Source organism: Brevibacillus fluminis (assembly GCF_052072235.1).
Taxonomy (GTDB): Bacteria; Bacillota; Bacilli; order Brevibacillales; family Brevibacillaceae; genus Brevibacillus_D; species Brevibacillus_D fluminis_A.
Window position 1 is genome coordinate 4,576,247 of sequence record NZ_CM125436.1, and the last position, 19,832, is coordinate 4,596,078.

17 protein-coding genes are annotated in these 19,832 nt (G+C 54.9%); 3 read left to right on the forward strand and 14 right to left on the reverse strand.

Annotated features, from left to right (window positions below; translation table 11 throughout):
- Window positions 1-30: 30 nt before the first annotated feature.
- Window positions 31-1,188 (reverse strand): molybdate ABC transporter substrate-binding protein, encoded by a 1,158-nt coding sequence (modA, locus tag ACTID9_RS22500; RefSeq protein ID WP_441067096.1) that lies wholly within the window; start codon window positions 1,186-1,188, stop codon window positions 31-33.
- A gap of 225 nt (window positions 1,189-1,413) precedes the next feature.
- Here modA and ACTID9_RS22505 point away from each other — a divergent pair, with 225 nt between their 5' ends.
- On the forward strand, window positions 1,414-2,385 hold the full coding sequence (locus ACTID9_RS22505; RefSeq protein WP_441067097.1) for a substrate-binding domain-containing protein: 972 nt from the start codon (window positions 1,414-1,416) through the stop codon (window positions 2,383-2,385).
- Window positions 2,386-2,577: 192 nt separating this feature from the next.
- Here the strand turns inward: ACTID9_RS22505 and ACTID9_RS22510 are convergent, their stop codons facing one another.
- The 12 genes from ACTID9_RS22510 to ACTID9_RS22565 all read right to left on the reverse strand — a co-directional run bounded on the left by ACTID9_RS22510 (window position 2,578) and on the right by ACTID9_RS22565 (window position 14,507).
- Window positions 2,578-3,192 (reverse strand): NUDIX hydrolase, encoded by a 615-nt coding sequence (locus tag ACTID9_RS22510; RefSeq protein ID WP_441067098.1) that lies wholly within the window; start codon window positions 3,190-3,192, stop codon window positions 2,578-2,580.
- A gap of 161 nt (window positions 3,193-3,353) precedes the next feature.
- Window positions 3,354-3,764 carry a cytochrome-c oxidase gene (locus ACTID9_RS22515; protein WP_441067099.1) on the reverse strand — a complete coding sequence of 137 codons (411 nt, stop codon included), beginning with the start codon at window positions 3,762-3,764 and terminating at the stop codon, window positions 3,354-3,356.
- A gap of 147 nt (window positions 3,765-3,911) precedes the next feature.
- A complete protein-coding gene (locus ACTID9_RS22520; RefSeq protein ID WP_441067100.1) occupies window positions 3,912-4,877 on the reverse strand; it encodes a metal-dependent hydrolase in 966 nt (321 codons plus the stop codon).
- 144 nt (window positions 4,878-5,021) lie between these two features.
- Window positions 5,022-5,168 (reverse strand): hypothetical protein, encoded by a 147-nt coding sequence (locus tag ACTID9_RS22525; RefSeq protein WP_441067101.1) that lies wholly within the window; start codon window positions 5,166-5,168, stop codon window positions 5,022-5,024.
- Between the two features lie 310 nt (window positions 5,169-5,478).
- Window positions 5,479-5,922, reverse strand: a complete 444-nt coding sequence (locus tag ACTID9_RS22530) for a cell wall hydrolase (protein ID WP_441067102.1) — start codon at window positions 5,920-5,922, stop codon at window positions 5,479-5,481.
- A 182-nt stretch (window positions 5,923-6,104) separates the two neighbouring features.
- Window positions 6,105-7,364 (reverse strand): cyanophycinase, encoded by a 1,260-nt coding sequence (locus ACTID9_RS22535; protein WP_441067103.1) that lies wholly within the window; start codon window positions 7,362-7,364, stop codon window positions 6,105-6,107.
- Window positions 7,365-7,389: 25 nt separating this feature from the next.
- Complete coding sequence (locus ACTID9_RS22540; protein ID WP_441067104.1) at window positions 7,390-8,397, reverse strand: asparaginase; 1,008 nt, start codon at window positions 8,395-8,397, stop codon at window positions 7,390-7,392.
- A gap of 15 nt (window positions 8,398-8,412) precedes the next feature.
- Complete coding sequence (locus tag ACTID9_RS22545; RefSeq protein ID WP_441067105.1) at window positions 8,413-9,381, reverse strand: ABC transporter ATP-binding protein; 969 nt, start codon at window positions 9,379-9,381, stop codon at window positions 8,413-8,415.
- Window positions 9,382-9,393: 12 nt separating this feature from the next.
- Window positions 9,394-10,365 (reverse strand): ABC transporter ATP-binding protein, encoded by a 972-nt coding sequence (locus ACTID9_RS22550; protein ID WP_441072701.1) that lies wholly within the window; start codon window positions 10,363-10,365, stop codon window positions 9,394-9,396.
- 13 nt (window positions 10,366-10,378) lie between these two features.
- Entirely contained in the window at window positions 10,379-11,926 is a 1,548-nt protein-coding gene (locus ACTID9_RS22555; protein WP_441067106.1) for an ABC transporter permease subunit, read from the reverse strand.
- A gap of 13 nt (window positions 11,927-11,939) precedes the next feature.
- A complete protein-coding gene (gene nikB / locus ACTID9_RS22560; protein ID WP_441067107.1) occupies window positions 11,940-12,863 on the reverse strand; it encodes a nickel ABC transporter permease in 924 nt (307 codons plus the stop codon).
- 12 nt (window positions 12,864-12,875) lie between these two features.
- A complete protein-coding gene (locus ACTID9_RS22565) occupies window positions 12,876-14,507 on the reverse strand; it encodes a glutathione ABC transporter substrate-binding protein (RefSeq protein ID WP_441067108.1) in 1,632 nt (543 codons plus the stop codon).
- Between the two features lie 200 nt (window positions 14,508-14,707).
- Here ACTID9_RS22565 and ACTID9_RS22570 point away from each other — a divergent pair, with 200 nt between their 5' ends.
- Complete coding sequence (locus tag ACTID9_RS22570) at window positions 14,708-16,792, forward strand: sigma-54 interaction domain-containing protein (protein WP_441067109.1); 2,085 nt, start codon at window positions 14,708-14,710, stop codon at window positions 16,790-16,792.
- A 67-nt stretch (window positions 16,793-16,859) separates the two neighbouring features.
- On the opposite strand, the gene ACTID9_RS22575 is transcribed toward ACTID9_RS22570, so the two are convergent.
- Entirely contained in the window at window positions 16,860-18,134 is a 1,275-nt protein-coding gene (locus tag ACTID9_RS22575; RefSeq protein WP_441067110.1) for an NAD(P)/FAD-dependent oxidoreductase, read from the reverse strand.
- A 259-nt stretch (window positions 18,135-18,393) separates the two neighbouring features.
- On the opposite strand from ACTID9_RS22575, the gene aspA reads away from it, so the two are divergent.
- Window positions 18,394-19,815 (forward strand): aspartate ammonia-lyase, encoded by a 1,422-nt coding sequence (gene aspA, locus ACTID9_RS22580; protein ID WP_441067111.1) that lies wholly within the window; start codon window positions 18,394-18,396, stop codon window positions 19,813-19,815.
- The last annotated feature ends 17 nt before the right edge of the window (window positions 19,816-19,832 follow it).

Sequence of the window (19,832 nt, forward strand, 5' to 3'; positions counted from 1 at the left end):
ACCTTTCTCAATTCTACCGCTACGATTTGCTTATTTTACATAGAAGCCATGCTTCGAGAGAATCAGCATCGCTTTTTCGCTGTTCAGATAGTCGAGGAAAACGTCCGCTTCCGAAGCGAATGTGGACGTATTGACGACCGCGCCCGGATAGACGATCGGGCTGTGCCATTTCGTGTCGGCGATCGCCAAGATTTTGACTTTATCCGTGGAAAGCGCATCGGACGTATAAACCGCGCCCACATCAACATTGCCCGACTCTACATAGGTTAACACCTGGCGAACATCGCTGGCAAACACGATTTTGCTTTGCAGCTTGTCCCACAGCCCTACATTCGTCAGCGTTTCTTTGGCATAGCGACCGGCAGGCACGCTGTCCGGGTTGCCGATTGCCATTTGCTTGATGGCATCCGGATTGATTTTGTCAAACCCGGCGACCGGCAGCTTGGTATCTTTCGGCGCAACCAGCACAAGGCGGTTTTCTGCGAAATTGACGCGTGTCGACGGTGCGATCAGCTTGCTTGCTTCCAATGTATCCATGTCTTTTTTGCTGGCGGACAGAAACACATCCGCAGGCGCCCCTTGCTGAATCTGCGTGGCCAATTTGCCGGAGCTGCCAAATGTGAAGGTCAGATGATAGTTCGGATAATCCGCGTTAAATGAGGTTTTCAATTCATTCAAGGCATCGGTCAGGCTCGCAGCCGCCGCAATGGTCAAATCCGCTTTTTGGTTCGCAAGCTTTGGCGTGACGACTGCCACGGTACGGGCATGCTCGTTCCAAATCACTTTTGCGCCGAATGTTTCGCTGACAAAGCGCACCGGCACCATCGTTTTGCCGCTGATGACTTGCGCCGCTTCGTCAAGCGCTTTGCTCGACTGGTTGACTTTCGCGGTTTTTTGCCCGATCGCAAGCACGATCGTGGTGGAGCCTTGTACGGCAGTTGCCGTCTTGTTCGCGCCGTTCCACGTCACGCGGGCGCCCAACGCTTCAAAAATATCGCGCATCGGCACCAGCATTCTGCCATTTTGGATGACAGGCGGCTGGCTGACCGATAGATGACGTCCATCCACCTTTACATGGATTGCCGCTGCCGCTTGTGCCACCTCTGTTGAAGCAGGCATAATTTGCGCAGCCAAGAGGCTCAGGCAAAACAGGAACAGCATTAGAACAGACTTGCGTGGCTTACTCAACTTCTTTCACTCCTTCTCTACATATGCTGCATTCTATTTACAATTATATATATCTAAACATAATTGGCTATATTTAATTTTGTATTTATCACATTTATTTTAATCTATTTATAACTAACTATATCTATTTATAGCAACAAAAGCCTTCTTCCCGGCATGGAGCGGCTGATGCAAAAGGTTTATAATAAAAGAAATGCTGTGTCGATGTCACGGGGAGGAAGCCACTTGTCGAATGAGATTTCCTATACAACGGAGGAGATTGCCCAATTATTGCGCGTCTCCAAACTGACCGTCTATGATCTGATCAAAAAAGGCGAGCTGCCCGCCTATCGCGTCGGTCGGCAAATGCGCGTGGACGCAGCCGATCTGGAGGCGTACAAGCTCCGTTCCAAAGGCGAGCACGTTGCGGTCAAATCGCCCGCTGCCGCCTTGCCCGCAGCGCAAGCGCCTGCACATGTACCGGGCTATTCCGCAGCCAAAACCGCCGCTCCCCGCCCCATCATCATCAGCGGGCAAGATATTTGCCTCGATCTGCTTGCCGCACACATCGAAAAGCAGCAGATCGGCATCCGTCCGCTCCGCACCCATACCGGAAGCCTGAACAGCCTGATCTCGATGTTTCAGGGGGAATCCGATGTGGTCAGCACCCATTTGCTGGACGCGGATGCGAATGCGTACAATCTGCCTTACATCCGCAAAATTTTGCTCAGCGAGTCGTATCTGGTCGTTCACGTCATGACACGCTGGGCGGGACTGTACGTGCAAAAGGGCAATCCGCTCCAGCTGCAGACATGGACAGACTTGCAGCGGCCCGGACTCAAGCTGGTCAATCGGGAAAAAGGCTCGGGCGCACGCGTTTTGCTCGATGAGCAGCTGCGGATTCACCAGATTCCACGGCACCAGCTGATCGGTTATGAAGCTGAGGAGACCAGCCATCTTGGCGTCGCCAGCGTGATCGCGAGCGGTCAGGCGGACGTGGGAGTCGGCATCGAAAAAGCGGCGCGGCTCGCCGGCATCGATTTTGTCCCGCTCATCCAGGAAAGCTATGATCTTGTTTTGCTGAAAACGGCGGAAAACCGGTTGCTGATTCAAACCGTGCTGGCGATTTTGCGTTCGGAGGCGTTTCAGAAGGAAGTGCATGGGCTGGGCGGCTATGACATTTCACGGATGGGAACGGTGCTGTACGAAACGGATTGAGCTAGCAGGAAGAAAAACTTCTTTCAGAAGTCCTTTCGAGAAGCAGGTCCTTCGAACTATGGAAGTTTTTCTTCCGCTCCAGAATTTATAAGTGCGAGCACTTATAAATTCTTTTACGATCAAAAAAGGAACGGAGCTGGCAAGCATCGCCAAGCTTCCGTTCCTTTTTTCCATTGCCAAGCCGGTCGGCCGTTACGCGAAAACCTCGCTGATTTTGCCGAATACGCCTTGATAATAATGCGCCTCATGCGGGACAAAGTCAGTCACTGTCAATGTAACGGTTACATCGGTCCGCTCTGTGGCGGTCGCTTCAAAGCCGTTCGCCTGGAGACTCTCGATTTTTCCTGCGAACAGGTCGAGCATGTCTTGCAGCTTGATGAGGTACATTCCCGATACTTCCTCAAGCTGCAGATGGAAGTCGGACAGCTCATGCTCGCTGCGATAGGCGTAAACATGGCAAAACTCCCGGTCGATCAGTTCTTGAAAGAAGCCTTCATCCGCAAAGATGCCAAGCGGCACAAACTGGGCGAAATCGACCTCGATGCCCAGCTCCTCCGCGACCTCGCGCTGCCCGTCCTCCGGCGATTCGTGCGCGCGCAAATGACCCGCTGCGGTGATGTCGAATTTTTCGGGAAACGTATCTTTGCCCACCTGACGCTTCTGGACGTACAGGTACAGCTCCCCTGCCACGATTTTGACGAACCAGCAGTGAAAGGTCTCATGCCACCAGCCCTCCCTGTGCACCTGTTCACGCTCCATGACGCCGACTTTTTCCCTGTTTTCATTGAAGATTGCAAGTAGCTCCATCCGGCTTTCCCTCTTCCCCGCGCGATCTCTTCCTCGCCTGCGATACCGTGATGGTACAATCTTCCGCCACCCAAAAGCAAGCATTCCCTTTCAACAAAAAAACGGCAGCGAGAACCGTCCGATCCGGCCCCTGCTGCCATCTTTTTGCCTTGCTTGCATTTTCAAGACGAAAACTTATTGCTCCCCGATTTCGCGAAAACAAACGTGCTTTCTTTCACGTTTACAAAAACGTTGATCAAAAACAAAATGATCCCGATAATCGCCAAGGTCCCGCCGATCTGGATCAACGGCAGCGTCGAGAGCTGCATGATCTCCAGATACAAGCCGATGACCATCAGCGGCAAGCCGATGTTGTGCAGCCAAAAATGCCATTTCCCCAGCTTGCCGACGCCCGCTTGCGGGAATAGACAGTAGATGATGCCAGCGAGTGCGAGCGATACCCAGCCGAGCAGGTTGATGTGCGCGTGAACGCTGGCAAGCTGGAACAGCTGGGCGATACCGATTCCCATGCCGAAAACGACCCCGATGACGAAGTAGACGACCGCAATACGCAGCCAAATGATACCTTTCATTGTCCTACCCTCCATTATGACGAAAATTGTCAAACTATTCAAAGTATACGAGATTCGACAGGAAAGTATATCCATCTTTAGGCTGATTGTCGCATGATATTTTATGGAGGGTTGGCTCCTACTGGCGTCGTACCCGACGAAACGCGCTTACACGAACGGCGGCTCCCACACCTTTTTGCGCCAGCCGAGCGAGCAGCTGATGACATTCAGCTCCCGGTCCAGCCGCACATCCACGCCGAACGGCAGCTTTTGTCCATGCCAGAAGCGCACATCGCTCCACCGGACATGATACCCGTCGTGCAATTCCAGACAGGTGACATGGACACGCTGCGCAAACGCCAGAAATGCGCGAACCCCGTCTGTCCCAACCGTCGCCTGAATGACGTCGTTTTTTTCCTGCTTGGAAAATACTTCACCGCTCATGATGCGTCCGCGTTCGATCATGCCGGTGTAAAACGCCTGCTCGCCTTCCAGCAAATATTGCCAGCGGAACCAGCTCAGCTGCGGAAAGACATGGCACAGCCCCTTCTGGCCGCTGTGCGCTTTGATCAGCCGAATCAACGCACGGTGCTGCCTCGCCCGTATCACAATGTACAAGCCGCTTATGGCGTAAATCAAGCCGAACAGCATGCCCGGCGCAATACTTGCGTGCAGCCACCAGGCCACAACGCCCGCCAGATGCAAGAAGAACAGGAACGGCTCGAAAATGCTCAAAATGTCGAGATGCACCCATGCCTTGGAAAAAGGCCGGAGCGATTGCACGCCGTACGTGTTGCACATATCCAGTCCAACATGCAGCATCACAGCTGCCAACGTCCAGAGAAACAAGGAAAGCCAGCCGTGCGAAAGCCCGCTGCATAACATGATCGCACCTGAAATAACGGCTGGCCACAAAAACAACGCCGGAATGGAATGGCTGATCCCACGATGGTGGCGAATATAAAAGGCGTATCCGCGCAATCGAACCACCGTATCAAAATCTGGCGCGACCGAACCGATCATCGTGCCGATCATGACGGCATGCGCGATCTCAGGATGAAGCGCCACCACCGGATCGGCATACGCCAGTCCCGCAAGCGACACTCCCAGCAACAGATGACTTCCCGTATCCATCTTCCCGTTCCCCCCAAGCTGTGTAGTGTAAACACGCGATTTCACGCATCTCCCTGATTGGCTGCACGGTAGAACGAAAGCCGCCCGCAAATGTATTCCCTACATTTATCGGACGGCTTTTCGTTCGCCTGCTGCGGCTTTTGCTCAAGACCGATACAGCAGGTTGGCCCCCATTGCCATACCTGTTTTGCTCGGCACGAATTGGTTGATTTCATTTTGGACATACAGTTTTCGCTCAACATGTACGTCTTCTGTTTCCGACAGCATCCACCGAAGGAATTTGGTCAGCATGTGGAATCCTCCCGCTCATTTGTTCATCTCTACACTGTTTATCTTACGACGGGAATGTTAGCGGGGCGTGAAGCCAATGTATAGAGATGTTGAGTTTTGATGAAGCGGCCTTCATGGACAAGGCCGCGGTTGTTCGTAGAAAATAAAGTATTTCTTTGGAAAATAAAAAAGGTAGTCAGGAGAAAAAATCATTCCTGAATACCTCGCTTTTACTAAGCTATCGATACCCGTTCGTTCAATCTCGAACCCGACAACAACTTACCGACACATGGCTGTGACAGTCAGGTTAAGAGATCCTGAGTTCTTTTCGTTAAAACGTATTATATACATTTTCACATTCTTTCGCGGTCGGTTCATAAAAACAGTGCTTCTTCCATCGACCTACGAACGGCTGATTATACCAAGTTGGCGGACAGGGTCCGGGATTTTCGAACGTTCCTGGACGGAAATACCATAGGGAGAATTTGCCTGGCCAATTCCGCTCCCCATTCACTGCCCGTTGCGCCAGACGGCGTTCCCTCTCTCTTGCTTTTTGATAGTACATACCATGTTGCAACGCTTCGAACGCATGCGGCTGGTTGATCATTTGGGGAATGGTCCGGATTCCTTTAAAATCGGAACAATTCGCTCTTATTCGGTTAATGCCAACATTTCCAACAAGGAGCATGCCCATTTCGCCTTCGGTCTCAGCTTCAGCCCGAAGCAACCTTGCCAACATATCAATATCCTGCTTTCTGGCTTTTACGACTGCCATTGGCTCACCTCTTTGGATTTCTAGACTCATCATATTGCAGGCGAAGCGAATGTGTTACTCTGGCAAAATAGCGAACGATAACGCTGCGCCACTGATCGGCGTCTTCGGAGATGAAAGAAAAAACCGTTCAGACATGCACCTTTCGCACGGTCCTGAACGGTTTTTTAGTGTGAGCTGCGCTCCTATTTCTTCTCCTTGATCGTCACTTCGATCGGCGTAATCGTCATATCCACATGCAAGGCAGACGACGCATACTCGGTTTCGTCATAGTAGCCTTGTGTTTTCCTGTTTTTGCTGAAGACGACCTTGACGCCGGCACCGTCGTTTTCCAGGCCGAATGCGACGCCGGCCGCTTCCTTCGCCGTGTTGTCCATCAGATCGTCGAGCAGCATGACTTTTGCGGCATCGAGCCCGAACACGCTCGTGTTGAGCGTATTGCCCTCATAGTATTCTTTCCCCGGTTCGATCGCGACTTTTTCCTTGGCGAGCGTGTAGCGTTTGGTCACGTAATTGTACTTGTCGCCTTTCTCGATGTAGGACACGTCGATGCCTTTGTACACGCCGCTTTTGGAAACGGACGCCTTGGATGCATCGACGATGAACAAGCCGCTCGCGCCGATCACCTCGATCGTGTTGCCGGTTACTACCATCGCCGAGTTTTCATCGATACCGAAGCCGTATTTTTGCTTCTCGGCAACCAAGGCGACGACCAGACGGCCCAGACGACCGCGTTTGCTGAAATGCTGGTCGACGATTCCGCCGTTGAAGAAGCCGAGCCCTTTGGTGACCCACAGCCCAGGCTTCGTGTCATCATAGGTCACGCCGTTCAAAAGCGCGCCGAGCGAATCGGTGTTGGCAATCATCGTTTTGGACATGATCGCCGCCCCTGCGCTCGTTCCGGCGATCATGCCGCCTTTGTTGTACACGTCCCAGACGGCATCCAGCGCCTTGGTGTTGCTGCCGTCCGGATTGTAAAACGCTTTGGTGATCCGCGCCTGGTCGCCACCGACGAAAAAGAGCGCGTTTGTCTCGGCGATCTGGGCGACGATGTCATCGTTGTTCACCTTGTCTTGATAATTGTCTTTGGTGATGTCGATGATTTTGACATGGTCGGCAGGCACCCCGTAATATTCGAAATCTTCCTTCATTTCTTCCGACGACGACATCGAGCCGCTCGCCGTCGGGAAGATGCCGATCATCGCCTTGTCCTTGCCGCCCGCCAGCTCGATCATCTTTTCGTGAATCGCCGCATTGTCCCGCTGCTGGGCCCCGCCGATGATGACAAGGCTTCCTTTCGCTTTCGCCGCGAGAGCGTCCTGTGCTGCTTCATCCTGTGCAGCAGCTGGCTCCTCCGCCCACACGCTGCCTCCGAATCCGAGCGATGCCACAAGCATAACCCCTGCCAACAAAAACGACTGCACTTTTTTGCCAAACCTTTTCATGCCCATGCACTCCTTTTTCGATTGGTTATTCGTTCAATGCGAAAACAGGCTCGATAACCCCCACCGTTTCTTTGCGGCGGTTGGTGATCGGCGGTGTGCGATAGTTTTGCAGCGCCGCCTCCTCCTGTGCGTCCAGCACGCCCAACTGCTTCAACACTTCCATCGCCGCAGGATACGCCGCGCGAAAAGCCCCGTCGTCGATCTTGATCGCGATGCCGATTCCTTTTTCCGGCAGCGCCATGCAGTAAACGCCCTCTGCCCCGCCCTTGGCCAGCACTTTTCCTGGCAGCGCGCGCATGACATCGGTGCAAAACTCGTCGGTACCGCTCACCATCTCCGGATACGCCATCATGGAAGAGACGACCCGTTTTACCGCCGTGCGCAGCGAAAGGGAATCGAGCTGTTCCGGATAGGCCAGCCGGGCATATACATGGGCCAGGTTGTGCAGCGGCAGCCCGAACGTCGGCACACCGCAGCCGTCGATTTCCGTGACCAGCTCCTCTGCCCTAAGCCCGGACAGGGCGAGAAGCGCCTCCTCGATTTTGCGCTGCACCGGATGCTCCAGATGGTGATACGTACCGATGTCGCTTTGCAGGTGCAGCGCCAATGCCAGCATCCCCGCATGCTTGCCGGAACAATTGTTATGAATCGGTGTCGGCTCCACACCTTGGCGCAGCAGCTCCGCATAGCTGGCCTGGCTGTAAGGCGCATGCACGCCGCACTGGAGGCTTTCCTGCGTGAGCCCGAGGCGGAACAGCATGGACTCGACCACTTTGGTATGCTGCTGCTCGCCATTGTGGGAGCCGCAGCAAATGGAGATTTCTTTATCGGTAAACAGAAAGCGGTCGGCGGCTCCCGACTGGATGACCGGGATAGCCTGAATCGGCTTCAGGACGGAGCGCGTCAATGTCACGCGCCCTGCATCGCCTACCGCATACAGCTGATTTCCTTCATAATCGACGACTGCAATGCTTCCGGAATGTCTGCTCTCGATCTGATTACCGCGTTTGACGACTACCAATGTTTCTACCATTCCACATTCCTCTCCTTATGCAAAGAGATGACACGCTACCAGATGGTCATCCTCCACCGGCAGCAGCTCCGGTCTCTTTGTCTTGCAGATTTCTTTCGCCTTCGGACATCTCGTCACAAATGCGCACCCTTTCGGCGGATCGATCGGGGACGGCACCTCGCCTTGCAGCAGGATGCGCTCCTTGTTCATCCGCGGATTGGAGATCGGGATGGCCGACAGCAGCGTCTTCGTATAAGGATGGAGCGGGTTGGCGTACAGCTTTTCGGCCGCTCCCATCTCCGCCATCCGCCCCAAATACATCACGCCCAGCCGATTGCAAAGATGGTGGACGACCGCCAGATCGTGCGAAATGAACAGATAGGTCAGCTGGAATTCCTCCTGCAAGTCCTGCATGAGATTGAGGATTTGCGATTGGATGGAAACATCCAGCGCGGATACCGGTTCATCGGCGACGATCAGCCTGGGCCGCAGAATCAGGGCGCGCGCGATGCAGATCCGTTGGCGCTGCCCGCCGGAAAACTCATGCGCATACCGCTTCAGATAGCTTTTGTTCAAGCCGCATACGTCCATCATGTCAGCGATGCGCCGCTTCCATTCCGCGTCGTCACGCTCCTCGTGCGCCTTCAACGGTTCCTCCAAAATTTGCTCGATGGTAAAGCGCGGATTCAGCGAGGCGTACGGGTCCTGAAACACCATCTGCATATCTTTCCGCTTTTGGCGCAGCTGTTCGGCAGCGAGAGGCGCCAGATCCTCGCCGTCGAACAGCACTTGTCCGGCGGTCGGCTTGATCAGCTGCAGGATCGCCCGTCCCGTGGTCGATTTCCCGCAGCCTGATTCGCCCACCAGGCCGAATGTTTCTCCTGTCCGGATGGAAAAGGAGATGTCGTCCACCGCTTTCACGTAACCGGCCGTCCGTTGCAAGATCCCTTTTCGGATCGGGAAATGGACTCGTACGTTTTTGGCTTCCAGCAACGCTTCTGTCATCAGGTTCACTCCTTAGTCGGCTTGCAGCCAGCAGCGGCATGCATGATTGGCGGCGACTGCGACGAGCGCCGGATTGTCCGTCGCACAGCGATCGATGGCACTGTCGCAGCGATCGCGGAACCGGCATCCTTGCGTGATCGAGCCTGCCGGCGGGACTTGCCCCGGAATCGAGTAGAGGTGCCGCTTTTTCTCCTCGATTTTTGGGATGGAAGCCAGCAGCCCGCGCGTATACGGGTGCCGCGGATCGTTAAAAATCGTATCGACATCCGCCTCTTCCACGATTTCACCGGCGTACATCACGATCACCCGATCACACATCTCCGCCACCACGCCGAGGTCGTGCGTGATGAACAAAATCGAGGAACCGGTCTTTTCCTTCAGCTCGCGCATCAGATCGAGGATTTGCGCCTGAATCGTCACATCGAGCGCGGTCGTCGGCTCGTCGGCGATCAGCAGATTGGGATTGCAGGCGAGGCCGATGGCGATCATGACGCGCTGCCGCATGCCGCCGGACAGCTCGTGCGGATAGCTGGCATAAATCTGCTCCGCCCGCGAGATGCCGACCAGTTTGAGCATGTCGATCGACCTTTCCTTGGCCTCCTTTTTCGATGCCTTGGTATGAAGCCGGATGACTTCGTCGAGCTGCCTGCCGATCGTAAACACCGGCGTGAGCGAGGTCATCGGCTCCTGAAAGATCATCGAAATCTCGTTGCCGCGAATCTGATTCATCTCCTTGCTTTTCAAAGACAGGAGATTCGTTCCTTTGTAACGGATCTCGCCGCTTGCGATCCGCCCTGGCGGCGTGGGCACAAGCTGCATGATGGACAGCGAGGTGATGCTTTTTCCGCAGCCCGACTCACCGACCACACCGACCGTCTCGCCTTGGTTGATATGAAAAGAAATATTGTGAACAACGGTGATTTCTCGATGATCGTTGCGAAAATTGACCGTCAACCCGTTCACTTCCAAAAGTCGTTCCTGCATCATTACACACCGCCTATTCCTTTACTTTCGGATCGAGCGCATCCCGCAGCCCATCCCCGAGCAGATTGAACGAGAGGACGGTCAGCACGATCGCAAGCCCCGGAAAAAAAGTGGGATGGAATATATTCCGGCTGTTGTCCTTTGCCGCACTCAGCATGGCGCCCCATTCCGGCGCGGTAATATCGCCGCCCAGGCCGAGAAAGCTGAGTGCCGCTCCAATGAGTATGGCCGTCCCCATGCGCATGGTCAGATACACCATGACGACCGAAAGCGTCCCCGGAAAAATGTGGCGGGCGAGAATGACATGATCTTTGACGCCGATCGAACGCGCCGCTTCCACATACATCATCTGCTTGAGCGAAAGCGTACTCCCGCGCACAATGCGGATAAAGATCGGAACGGTGAAGACGGCAACTGCAAAGATAATGTTGGTAATGCCGGGACCGAGCAGCGCGATCACCGCGATCGCGAGCAGGATGCCGGGGAACGCCAAAAGCACATCCGTGAAGCGGGTGATGAGCGCATCCACCCATCTGCCGTAATAACCTGCCAGCAGTCCGAGAATCGTCCCGATGACGGCACCGATCGCAACGGAAATGAATCCGATCAAAAGCGTCTCACGCGTTCCGATCAGCACCCGGCTGAAAATGTCGCGGTTTTGGTGATCCGTCCCGAACCAGTGCAGCATGGACGGCGGCTGATGTTTGTAGGCGTTGATCAGTTCGATCTGCAGCGCTTCCGGCTCCAGCCGGGTCAGCACCGGGTGGGAAAACGGCTGGTTGACAGCGATCGGGACGAGCGTGGAAACCCCGTCCAGCGCCACCTTCACCGCAGTCTCGCCTTGGCTGACCGCCGTTACTGTTCCGTCCTCGCCAACCGTCACGATGCCCGGCGACAGCGCCTCAAAGGTAAGCCCATGCTTCGCCTGCGTGGTCGAGGTGGTGTTAAAGCCGTTGCTTTCAACAGGCTTCATCGCCTCGACCGCCTGGTTTTTGTGCGCGAGCATGGCGATCTCGGATGCGCCTGCGACCTGGCTGCCATCCGTGAGCAGCGCTTTCAGCTCGATCTTGGCCGTTTGCCCTGTGCGCAGTTGCGGCAGCTCGGCGATCAATTGGGACAGCGCGGGCTTTGCTTGCCCTTCTCCCGAGACATTTACCTGAAAGCGGGACGCTACATCCCCGCTCTGCACCCGAATTGTCGTCGTGCCCTGGCCGCTCGCATTGATGCTGACGCCCGCTTCTGTTTTTCGCGCGGAAGCGATCAGCTTGTCGTCGCTTTCAAACAACAGCGGGTTCAGTCCGCTTGCCGGCTGCTCGCTGCCATCGCTGTACAGCGCGCGGACGCCCAGACTGGCACTGGTCAGTTGCGTTACCTGGACGCCTTTTTCCGCATACTGGTCCGTGACGGGCCGATACGGGTCAAATGGAGCGATCCAGGGGGCCGCGATGCTTACGCCGACGATCGCCAGCGTGAAGCCAAGGCAGACCACCGCCACTTTCTGCTTGCGGAATTTCCGGACAAACGCTTGAAAAGGAGAGGGTGATTTGGTTGTCGTTGGCATAATGGTCTCCTTTTTATTCGTAACGAATTTGCGGATTCAGCAATCCGTAGCTGATGTCGACCAGCAGGTTCACGACCAAAAATTGCACCGAGAACAACAAGATCAGCGCTTGAATCACCGGATAATCCCGCGTCAGAATCGAATCGATCAGATAGGAACCCAGTCCCGGCCAGGCAAATACTTGCTCCACGACGACGGCGCCGCCGAGCAAAAAGCCGAATTGCAGGCCTGTCATGGTGACGACCGGAATCAGCGCGCTGCGCAGAACGTGCGTCATGACGATCACCCATTCCTTCTGTCCCTTCGCCCGCGCTGTCCGCACAAAGTCTTCGCGCAGCACCTCCAGCATGCTGGAGCGGGTAAAGCGGGCCACGATCGCCGCGACCCCCAGCCCCAGCGTCAGTGAAGGAAGGATCAGGTGCCGGATACTACCGCTGCCGCTCGTCGGAAACCAGCCGAGCTGCACGGCAAAGATTTGCATCAGCATCAAACCGAACCAAAACTCCGGGATGCTGAGCGCCGTGATCGCGGACACCATGCCGATGCGGTCCCAGATGGAATTGCGCTTCGTCGCCGAAACCACGCCGACGATCAGCCCGATCACGATCGCCCACACCATGCTTGCCAGCGTCAAAATCAAGGTATAGCCGAATCGGCGTACAATCTCATCGGATACGTTCGCCTTGGTCCGGTACGAGATGCCGAAATCGCCTTGCGTGATGATTTTGCCGACATAGCGGGCGTATTGCTGGTACAAGGGATCGTTGAACCCTTCCTTCTGTTTGAGCAGCTGGTAGGTTGTGGCATCGATTTCGTTCCCGTACATGATGCGGATCGGATCGCCCGGCGTCAGGTGAACAAACAAAAATGCGATGATGGAAACGATGAGTAACATGGGGACGATTGCGGCTGTTCGCCTGATGATGAAAGAAAGCACGCCTGTTCACCTCTAGTTCTTCACGGCATTATTCACGATCACCGTATCGCTCGGCAGCACGCTTACATCGTTCACGTCCTTTGTCTTGGCGACGACGTTGTCCGGCACATGCAGGAACACCCATGGCGCATCGTCGTAGATGATCTTTTGCACATCCGCGTACTTTTTCAAAGACTCTTCCTTATTCGGGGTCGCGAGCGCCTCATCGAGCAGTTTGTCGACTTCCTTGTTGCTGTAGAAGCCGGAGTTGTTGTTGTCAGGCGCAAAGCTCTTCGTATGGAAGTTCGGGCGGATGCCGTAGTCCACTTCCCCGGTTCCCGGCGACCAGCGGCCGATCCACATGTCCGTGCCTTTGTTATGGTCGAGCATGTCGAACAGCGTGCCGCTTTCATAAGCCTGGACTTTCGCCTTGATGCCTACCTTGCCGAGCTGAATCGCCACGTTTTCAGCAATGGCGATGAATTCGCTCGTATTGCGCGTCCAGAGAGTTGCGGTGAAGCCGTCTTTATATCCGCTTTCCGCCAGCATTTTTTTCGCTAAGTCCGGATTGTACTCGTACACTTTTTGCTGGCTGTAGCCGTATGTTCCCGGCGCAATCGCGGAATCGGCCACCTTTGCATAGCCGTCCACCACCGAGGCGATCAGCTCATCCTTGTTGATCGCATAGTTCAATGCCTGGCGCACTTTTTTGTCCTGGTACTTTTTCTCTTTGAGGTTGAGGCCCACATAGTACACATTCAGCGATGGCGCCGTGAAGACGTTGTAGTTGCTGTCCTGCGCAATCTCTTTCGCCGCTTGCGTCGGCAGCTTGGTGATGATGTCGGTTTCGCCCGCTTTCAGCATGTTGATGCGCGTGCTCGCTTCCGTCACCGGCTTGTAGATGATGTTTGCCAGTTTCGGGAGCTTTTCTTTGTTCCAGTAGTTTGGATTCGGCTCATATTTGACGTATTGGTTGTCTTTCCACTCGACGAATTTGTACGGTCCTGTACCGACCGGATTGCGGTCGAGATTGTAGCTCGGGTCTGCCTGCTTCTTTTTGATCGATTCGAGCGATTTGAAGGAAGCCGACGGATGGGCCAGATAGGACAGCATCGCCGAGTTCGGCGCAGTTGCCACAACGGTCACATGCGTCGGGTCTTTGACGACCACCTCTTTGATAAAGGAGAAAAAGCTGCGCCGCGCCAGCCCGTTCTTCTCGTCGCGGACAAAATCAAGATTCGCTTTCACCACATCCGCGTTAAAGGGAGAACCGTCATGGAACGTGACCCCCTCGCGCAGCGTAAACGTGACCGATGTCGCATCCTGGCTGAATTCATAGCCGGTAGCGAGAACCGGCACCGGCTGCATCTTGTCATCGAAAGCAAACAGCCCTTCAAACATCGGCCGCTGTACAGTAATCGAGTTCCCGTCTGTCACGTTTTGCGGATCGAGCGAGACCGGCTCTGCTTCGACCGCCAGCGTAACCGGCTTCGCTTCTTCTTTTTTCGCTTGCGCCGGTGCAGCTGGTGCCGGTGTCTCCGGTGCAGGCGTGCTTGCCGGTGGACTTTGTGTAGTCGTCGCCGGCGCCTGTGAACAAGCCGCCAGCATACCTGCCGCGAGAACGACGCTAACTCCTGCTTTCAAGCCATTGCGTTTACGTGCCAATAAAAACCCCTCCAATAGTGAAAAATGAATGCCCCTCTTGCCTGATCGAAATTGCAACCCGCGTGCCACCCGGACAATTCGTAATTTTTCGTCTATTCACGAGACATTTTTGCCCAACATTCGCTATAATGGATGAAATTGGATGCTATTCCAAAGAACCGATTTGAACCAATAAAGGCCATACAGGAGGGAACGGCGACATGTATGCCAAGGAGCTTATTCTGATCACCGGGACAAAAGAAACCAGAAAGACGCTGGTTGAGCAATTGACGGAAGTCATCGGCGATTTCGTTCACATCCATGACTTTTCGCTGCAAGAGTCGATTCCCCACGTGTTTACGGACAAGCTGATCATCCTCTCCTCCTCTGCGATCGTCGAAGAAGCCGCTCCCTACATCGGGGAAGGCTGCAAGGTCGTGGTCGCAAAACGAACGGTCAATTTCCAAAACATCGACAAGCTGTTGTTTTTGCCTGACAACACGCGGGTGCTGTACGTCAACGACGCCCCCGAAACCGTGTACGAGTCGGTGGAAACGCTGCTGCAGCTCGGGATCAACCACATCGATTACATCCCGTTCTACCCGGGCAAAAAACACGTCCCGGACATCGAGATCGCGATCACCCCCGGCGAGGTCAGCCTCGTCCCCGCCGTCGTGAAGGAAGTCGTCAACATCGGCCCGCGGCTGATCGACCTCATCACCGTCATCACGATCCTGCAGCATCTGAATCTGCTGGAAAAGAAAGGCGACATCGTTTCGGAAAAGTACATCCGCAAGATCATCGACCTGAGCAAAAAGCTTTCCCATACCACGCGCCAGTCCGATCAGCTCAACAAGCATTTGAAGCAAGTGCTCGACGGGGTCAACGACGGCATTCTCGCCGTCACCCCCAGCGGGATCATTACCGTGTTCAACGAAAACCTCATCGCCATGCTCGGGCTGAATACGACCAAGACAGTGGGCCGCCATTTGTCGGACGTGTTTCGCAATCACGAACTCGTTTCGTTCGTGCTCAATGACTCGGAGGAAGAGAGCCGCTGGTTCACGCTGTTTCAGGCGGATGTGATCGTCCACCGCTTCCACGTCAGCACGGAGGAGTCGATCGTCGCCACGTTCAAAAATGCGCATGAAACGATCGAGCTGGAAAAGTCGTTCCGCCGCGAGCTGATCCGCAAAGGCTACATCGCCAAATACACCTTTCAGGACATTCGCGGCAACAGCGAGCGCGTCGTGAAAACGAAAGAGATCGCAAGCAAAATCGCCAAGACCAATCTGACGGTGCTGATCGAGGGCGAAAGCGGCACAGGCAAGGAGCTGTACGCCAGCGCCATCCATAACGCATCGCTGCGCGAGTCGGGCCCGTTTCTCGCGGTCAATTTCAGCGCATTGCCGGACGATCTGGTGGAAAGCGAGCTGTTCGGCTATGAAGAAGGGGCGTTTACCGGAGCGAAAAAAGGCGGCAAAATCGGCCTGTTCGAGCAAGCCAACGGGGGAACGATTTTTCTCGATGAAATCGGCGATACAAGTCTCAAGCTGCAGGCCCGCCTCTTGCGCGTCCTGCAGGAAAAAGAGCTGATGCGGATCGGCGGCAACAAAATCATTCCGATCGATGTTCGCGTCATCGCCGCGACCAACAAAAACTTGATCCGGATGATCGAGCAAGGGACGTTCCGCGAAGACTTGTACCATCGGCTGAAAATTCTCTACATCCATCTGCCCGAATTGCGCAACCGCAAGGAAGACATCCCCGCCCTGATCGAGCACTTCCTCATGCAAAGCGGCAGAAGCAGCATCGCGATCATGCCCGGGGTCATGGAGCATCTGCTGCGGTATCAATGGTACGGCAATGTCCGCGAGCTGAAAAATACGATCGATTACATGCTCGCGGTGTGCAACGGCCAGGTGATCACCGTGGACGATATTCCAAGCGAAAGCTTTTTCCAGCGCAAATCGCCGGAACAGCAGGCCGTTCACGAGCCTGCCCTCCTTGATCCGGGCACCCAGGCACCGGCGGCATCCCCTCTGGAAATCCCGTCGGATCAGGAGGAGCATCGGTTTATGCTTGAAGCCATCCATCTCGCCAATCAGCAAGGGGTATCGATCGGCCGCAAGACACTGTCCGAAAAAAGCGGACTGTGGAAAAAGCCGCTCACCGAGCAGCAGATTCGCAGGCGGCTGGATATATTGGAGCAACAGGCCTACATCGTGACCAATCGCGGGCGTGGCGGGATCAAGCTGACGCGCAGCGGGCTCGATTACTTGCGGGCCTTGGAAGGAACGACTTAGCAAGCGAAAAGGGCTATTGCGCATCTGCTTGCGTTAGCCCTTCCTGCTCGAAAAAATGATTCTGATTTTACGCTATGATGTCCAACAGCTTGTAGTATACTTCCAGGACGCTGAGCACGAAAGCCCGCTGCCCGTGAAACGGAATCTGCTTCAGCGGGACCGTTTCCAGCCCTTTTTTGATCCGGCTTTCACCCGCAATGTTTTGCGCGATGATCTTGCCCAGCATCGTGGTGATCGCCGCACCGTGACCTGCGCAGCCGATGGAAAAGTGGGTGCCATCCTCCAATTGGCCGATGTACGGCAGCATGTCGTAGGTAACGCCGAGCAAACCGCCCCACTTATAGTCGATGCGCGTTTCCTTGAGCTGCGGAAACACTTTGATCAGATCATCGCGCACCTCTTCGTACGTCTGCGCGGTTTCCTCGCCGGTGAATTGATCCTTGCCGCCGAACACCAGCCTGCCGTCAGGGGTCAGGCGGAAGTAGTAAATGAAGTTTTTCGTATCGAATACCATCCGGTTGCGCGGGATCAGCTGCGCGGCGAGATCGGGGGCGAGCGGCTCAGTCGCGACCATGTAGCTTGCGATCGGGTATACCGAGCGGGTCAACTTTTTCACCAGGTCGTCGGTGTAGCCGTTGGTGGCGATGACCAGCTCTTTGGCAGCAACCGCCCCTTCCGCCGTCCTGACGATGACCTTCCCCGGCGTTCTGTCGATGGCAATCACCCGCGAACGCTCATAAATAACGCCGCCGAGCGCCTCGGCAGCATCGGCCAGGCCCAATGCATAGTTAAGCGGGTGAAACGAGCAGCTGTGCTCGTCCACCAGCCCGCCATGGGCAAAAAGCGGCGAGTCCAGCTCGCGGCGCATCTCGTCTTTCGACACCATCTCTGTGCGGTAGTGGAACTGCTTTTGCAAAAATTCCTGTTCCTCTCGCAGGCTGTCCATATGCTTCGGCTTTGTAGCCGCGATCAGATGGCCGGTCTGCGCGAGATCGCACGCAATTTGATTGTCGCTCACCATTTTTTTGACCAGTGCGATCGCATCGAGCGAAAGCGAAAACATCTCCTTCGCCGTTTCTAGCCCGTGCTTCGCGGCAAGCGTCTTCATGTAATCTTTGTAGCCTGGCAAAATCATGCCAGCATTGCGCCCGCTCGCTCCCCATCCCGCTTCGTTCTGCTCCACGACGATGACCTTCAATCCAAGCTGTGACGCATGGTAGGCCGTAGACAGTCCCGTGTAGCCGGCTCCGACGATGACCACATCCGCTTCCTTGTTTCCTTGAAGGGAAGCTCGCTCGCGATGGGCATTGACTGTAGCCGACCATAACGATAACCCGTGCATGATGAAATTCCTCCAGCTCGTTTTTTTCTATCTTACTATAGGAGAGCATCGTTACAAAACAAATAAACTGCTTCTGCTTCCCTGTTTTTGGCGCACGATTCACCATTTGATCGGTAGAATTTTTATGAGGATGGGAAACATCCTGAAAACTGTGGTAGGATGGTAGAAGTGAACGAAATCGTTTTCACTATACCATCGACCGAACCATCGTTCCTTCGAAGAAACAGTCACCTCAAAATACTCTAAGGAGATGTGTCACATGGAAGCAACTAAACGGATCGAAAAGGATTTTCTCGGAGAAAAAGAAGTGCCGAAAGATGCCTATTACGGTGTGCAAACGCTGCGTGCCATCGAGAACTTCCCGATTACAGGCTACCGGATTCACGAATCGCTGATCACTGCGATGGCGATCGTGAAAAAAGCGGCTGCACTGGCCAATATGGAAACAGGCCAGCTTAACAAGCGGATTGGACAAGCGATTGTCTCCGCTGCGGAAGAGATCATCGCTGGACGCTGGCATGAGCAATTCATCGTCGATCCGATTCAAGGCGGTGCAGGTACCTCGATCAACATGAACACCAACGAGGTCATTGCCAACCGCGCACTGGAAATTCTCGGTTTTGAAAAGGGCGATTATTTCCAAGTAAGCCCGAATACGCACGTCAACATGTCCCAATCGACGAACGACTCATTCCCGACAGCCATCCATCTCGCGACGCTTTCGATGCTGGAGAAGCTGCTACATACAATGGAAACCTTGCGCGATGCGTTCGCGCAGAAGGCGAAAGAATTCGACCATGTCATCAAGATGGGCCGTACGCATTTGCAGGATGCCGTGCCAATCCGTCTCGGCCAGGAATTCGAAGCGTATCGCAAGGTGCTGTCCCGCGATATTCTCCGTATCCAGCAAAGCCGCCAGCACCTGTATGAAGTCAATATGGGCGCAACCGCTGTCGGCACCGGGCTTAACGCCGATCCGCGCTATATCGAAAACGTCGTCGTCCACCTTGCTGAAATCAGCGGGTTCGCCATCACGGGTGCAGAAGATTTGGTCGATGCCACCCAAAACACGGACGCCTATACGGAAGTGTCCGCAGCGCTGAAGGTGTGCATGATCAACATGTCCAAAATCGCCAACGACCTGCGTCTGATGGCTTCCGGCCCGCGCGTCGGTCTGGGCGAGATCAATCTGCCGCCGCGCCAGCCAGGCTCCTCGATCATGCCGGGCAAAGTCAATCCGGTCATGGCAGAGGTTGTGAACCAGGTCGCCTTCCAGGTGATCGGCAACGACCATACGATCTGCCTCGCATCCGAAGCCGGTCAGTTGGAGCTGAACGTCATGGAACCGGTGCTCGTGTTCAACCTGCTGCAATCGATCAGCATGATGAACAACGTGTTCCGCGTGTTCAAGGAAAACTGCCTCGACGGCATCACCGCCAATGAAGAGGTTCTCAAGGCTTATGTGGAAAAAAGCGCAGGCGTCATCACCGCCGTCAATCCGCATCTCGGCTACGAGGTTGCAGCCCGCATCGCCCGCGAAGCGATTTTGACCGGCAAATCGGTGCGTGAGCTGTGCTTGCAAAATAACGTGCTGACGGAAGAAGAACTCGACCTGATCCTCGATCCGTATGAGATGACCCATCCGGGGATTGCGGGCAAATCGCTCTTGTTCCGCGATTAAGCGTAATTGCCATAACC

Bases quoted from the DNA above. Each gene is read 5' to 3' on its own strand.
- ACTID9_RS22515 (WP_441067099.1), bottom strand. From the start codon at position 3,764: ATGAAAGGTATCATTTGGCTGCGTATTGCGGTCGTCTACTTCGTCATC.
- ACTID9_RS22525 (WP_441067101.1), bottom strand. From the start codon at position 5,168: ATGCTGACCAAATTCCTTCGGTGGATGCTGTCGGAAACAGAAGACGTA.
- ACTID9_RS22545 (WP_441067105.1), bottom strand. From the start codon at position 9,381: ATGACAGAAGCGTTGCTGGAAGCCAAAAACGTACGAGTCCATTTCCCG.
- ACTID9_RS22540 (WP_441067104.1), bottom strand. From the start codon at position 8,397: ATGGTAGAAACATTGGTAGTCGTCAAACGCGGTAATCAGATCGAGAGC.
- ACTID9_RS22520 (WP_441067100.1), bottom strand. From the start codon at position 4,877: ATGGATACGGGAAGTCATCTGTTGCTGGGAGTGTCGCTTGCGGGACTG.
- ACTID9_RS22570 (WP_441067109.1), top strand. From the start codon at position 14,708: ATGTATGCCAAGGAGCTTATTCTGATCACCGGGACAAAAGAAACCAGA.
- ACTID9_RS22550 (WP_441072701.1), bottom strand. From the start codon at position 10,365: ATGCAGGAACGACTTTTGGAAGTGAACGGGTTGACGGTCAATTTTCGC.
- ACTID9_RS22555 (WP_441067106.1), bottom strand. From the start codon at position 11,926: ATGCCAACGACAACCAAATCACCCTCTCCTTTTCAAGCGTTTGTCCGG.
- ACTID9_RS22575 (WP_441067110.1), bottom strand. From the start codon at position 18,134: ATGCACGGGTTATCGTTATGGTCGGCTACAGTCAATGCCCATCGCGAG.
- aspA (WP_441067111.1), top strand. From the start codon at position 18,394: ATGGAAGCAACTAAACGGATCGAAAAGGATTTTCTCGGAGAAAAAGAA.
- ACTID9_RS22535 (WP_441067103.1), bottom strand. From the start codon at position 7,364: ATGAAAAGGTTTGGCAAAAAAGTGCAGTCGTTTTTGTTGGCAGGGGTT.
- ACTID9_RS22510 (WP_441067098.1), bottom strand. From the start codon at position 3,192: ATGGAGCTACTTGCAATCTTCAATGAAAACAGGGAAAAAGTCGGCGTC.
- ACTID9_RS22530 (WP_441067102.1), bottom strand. From the start codon at position 5,922: ATGGCAGTCGTAAAAGCCAGAAAGCAGGATATTGATATGTTGGCAAGG.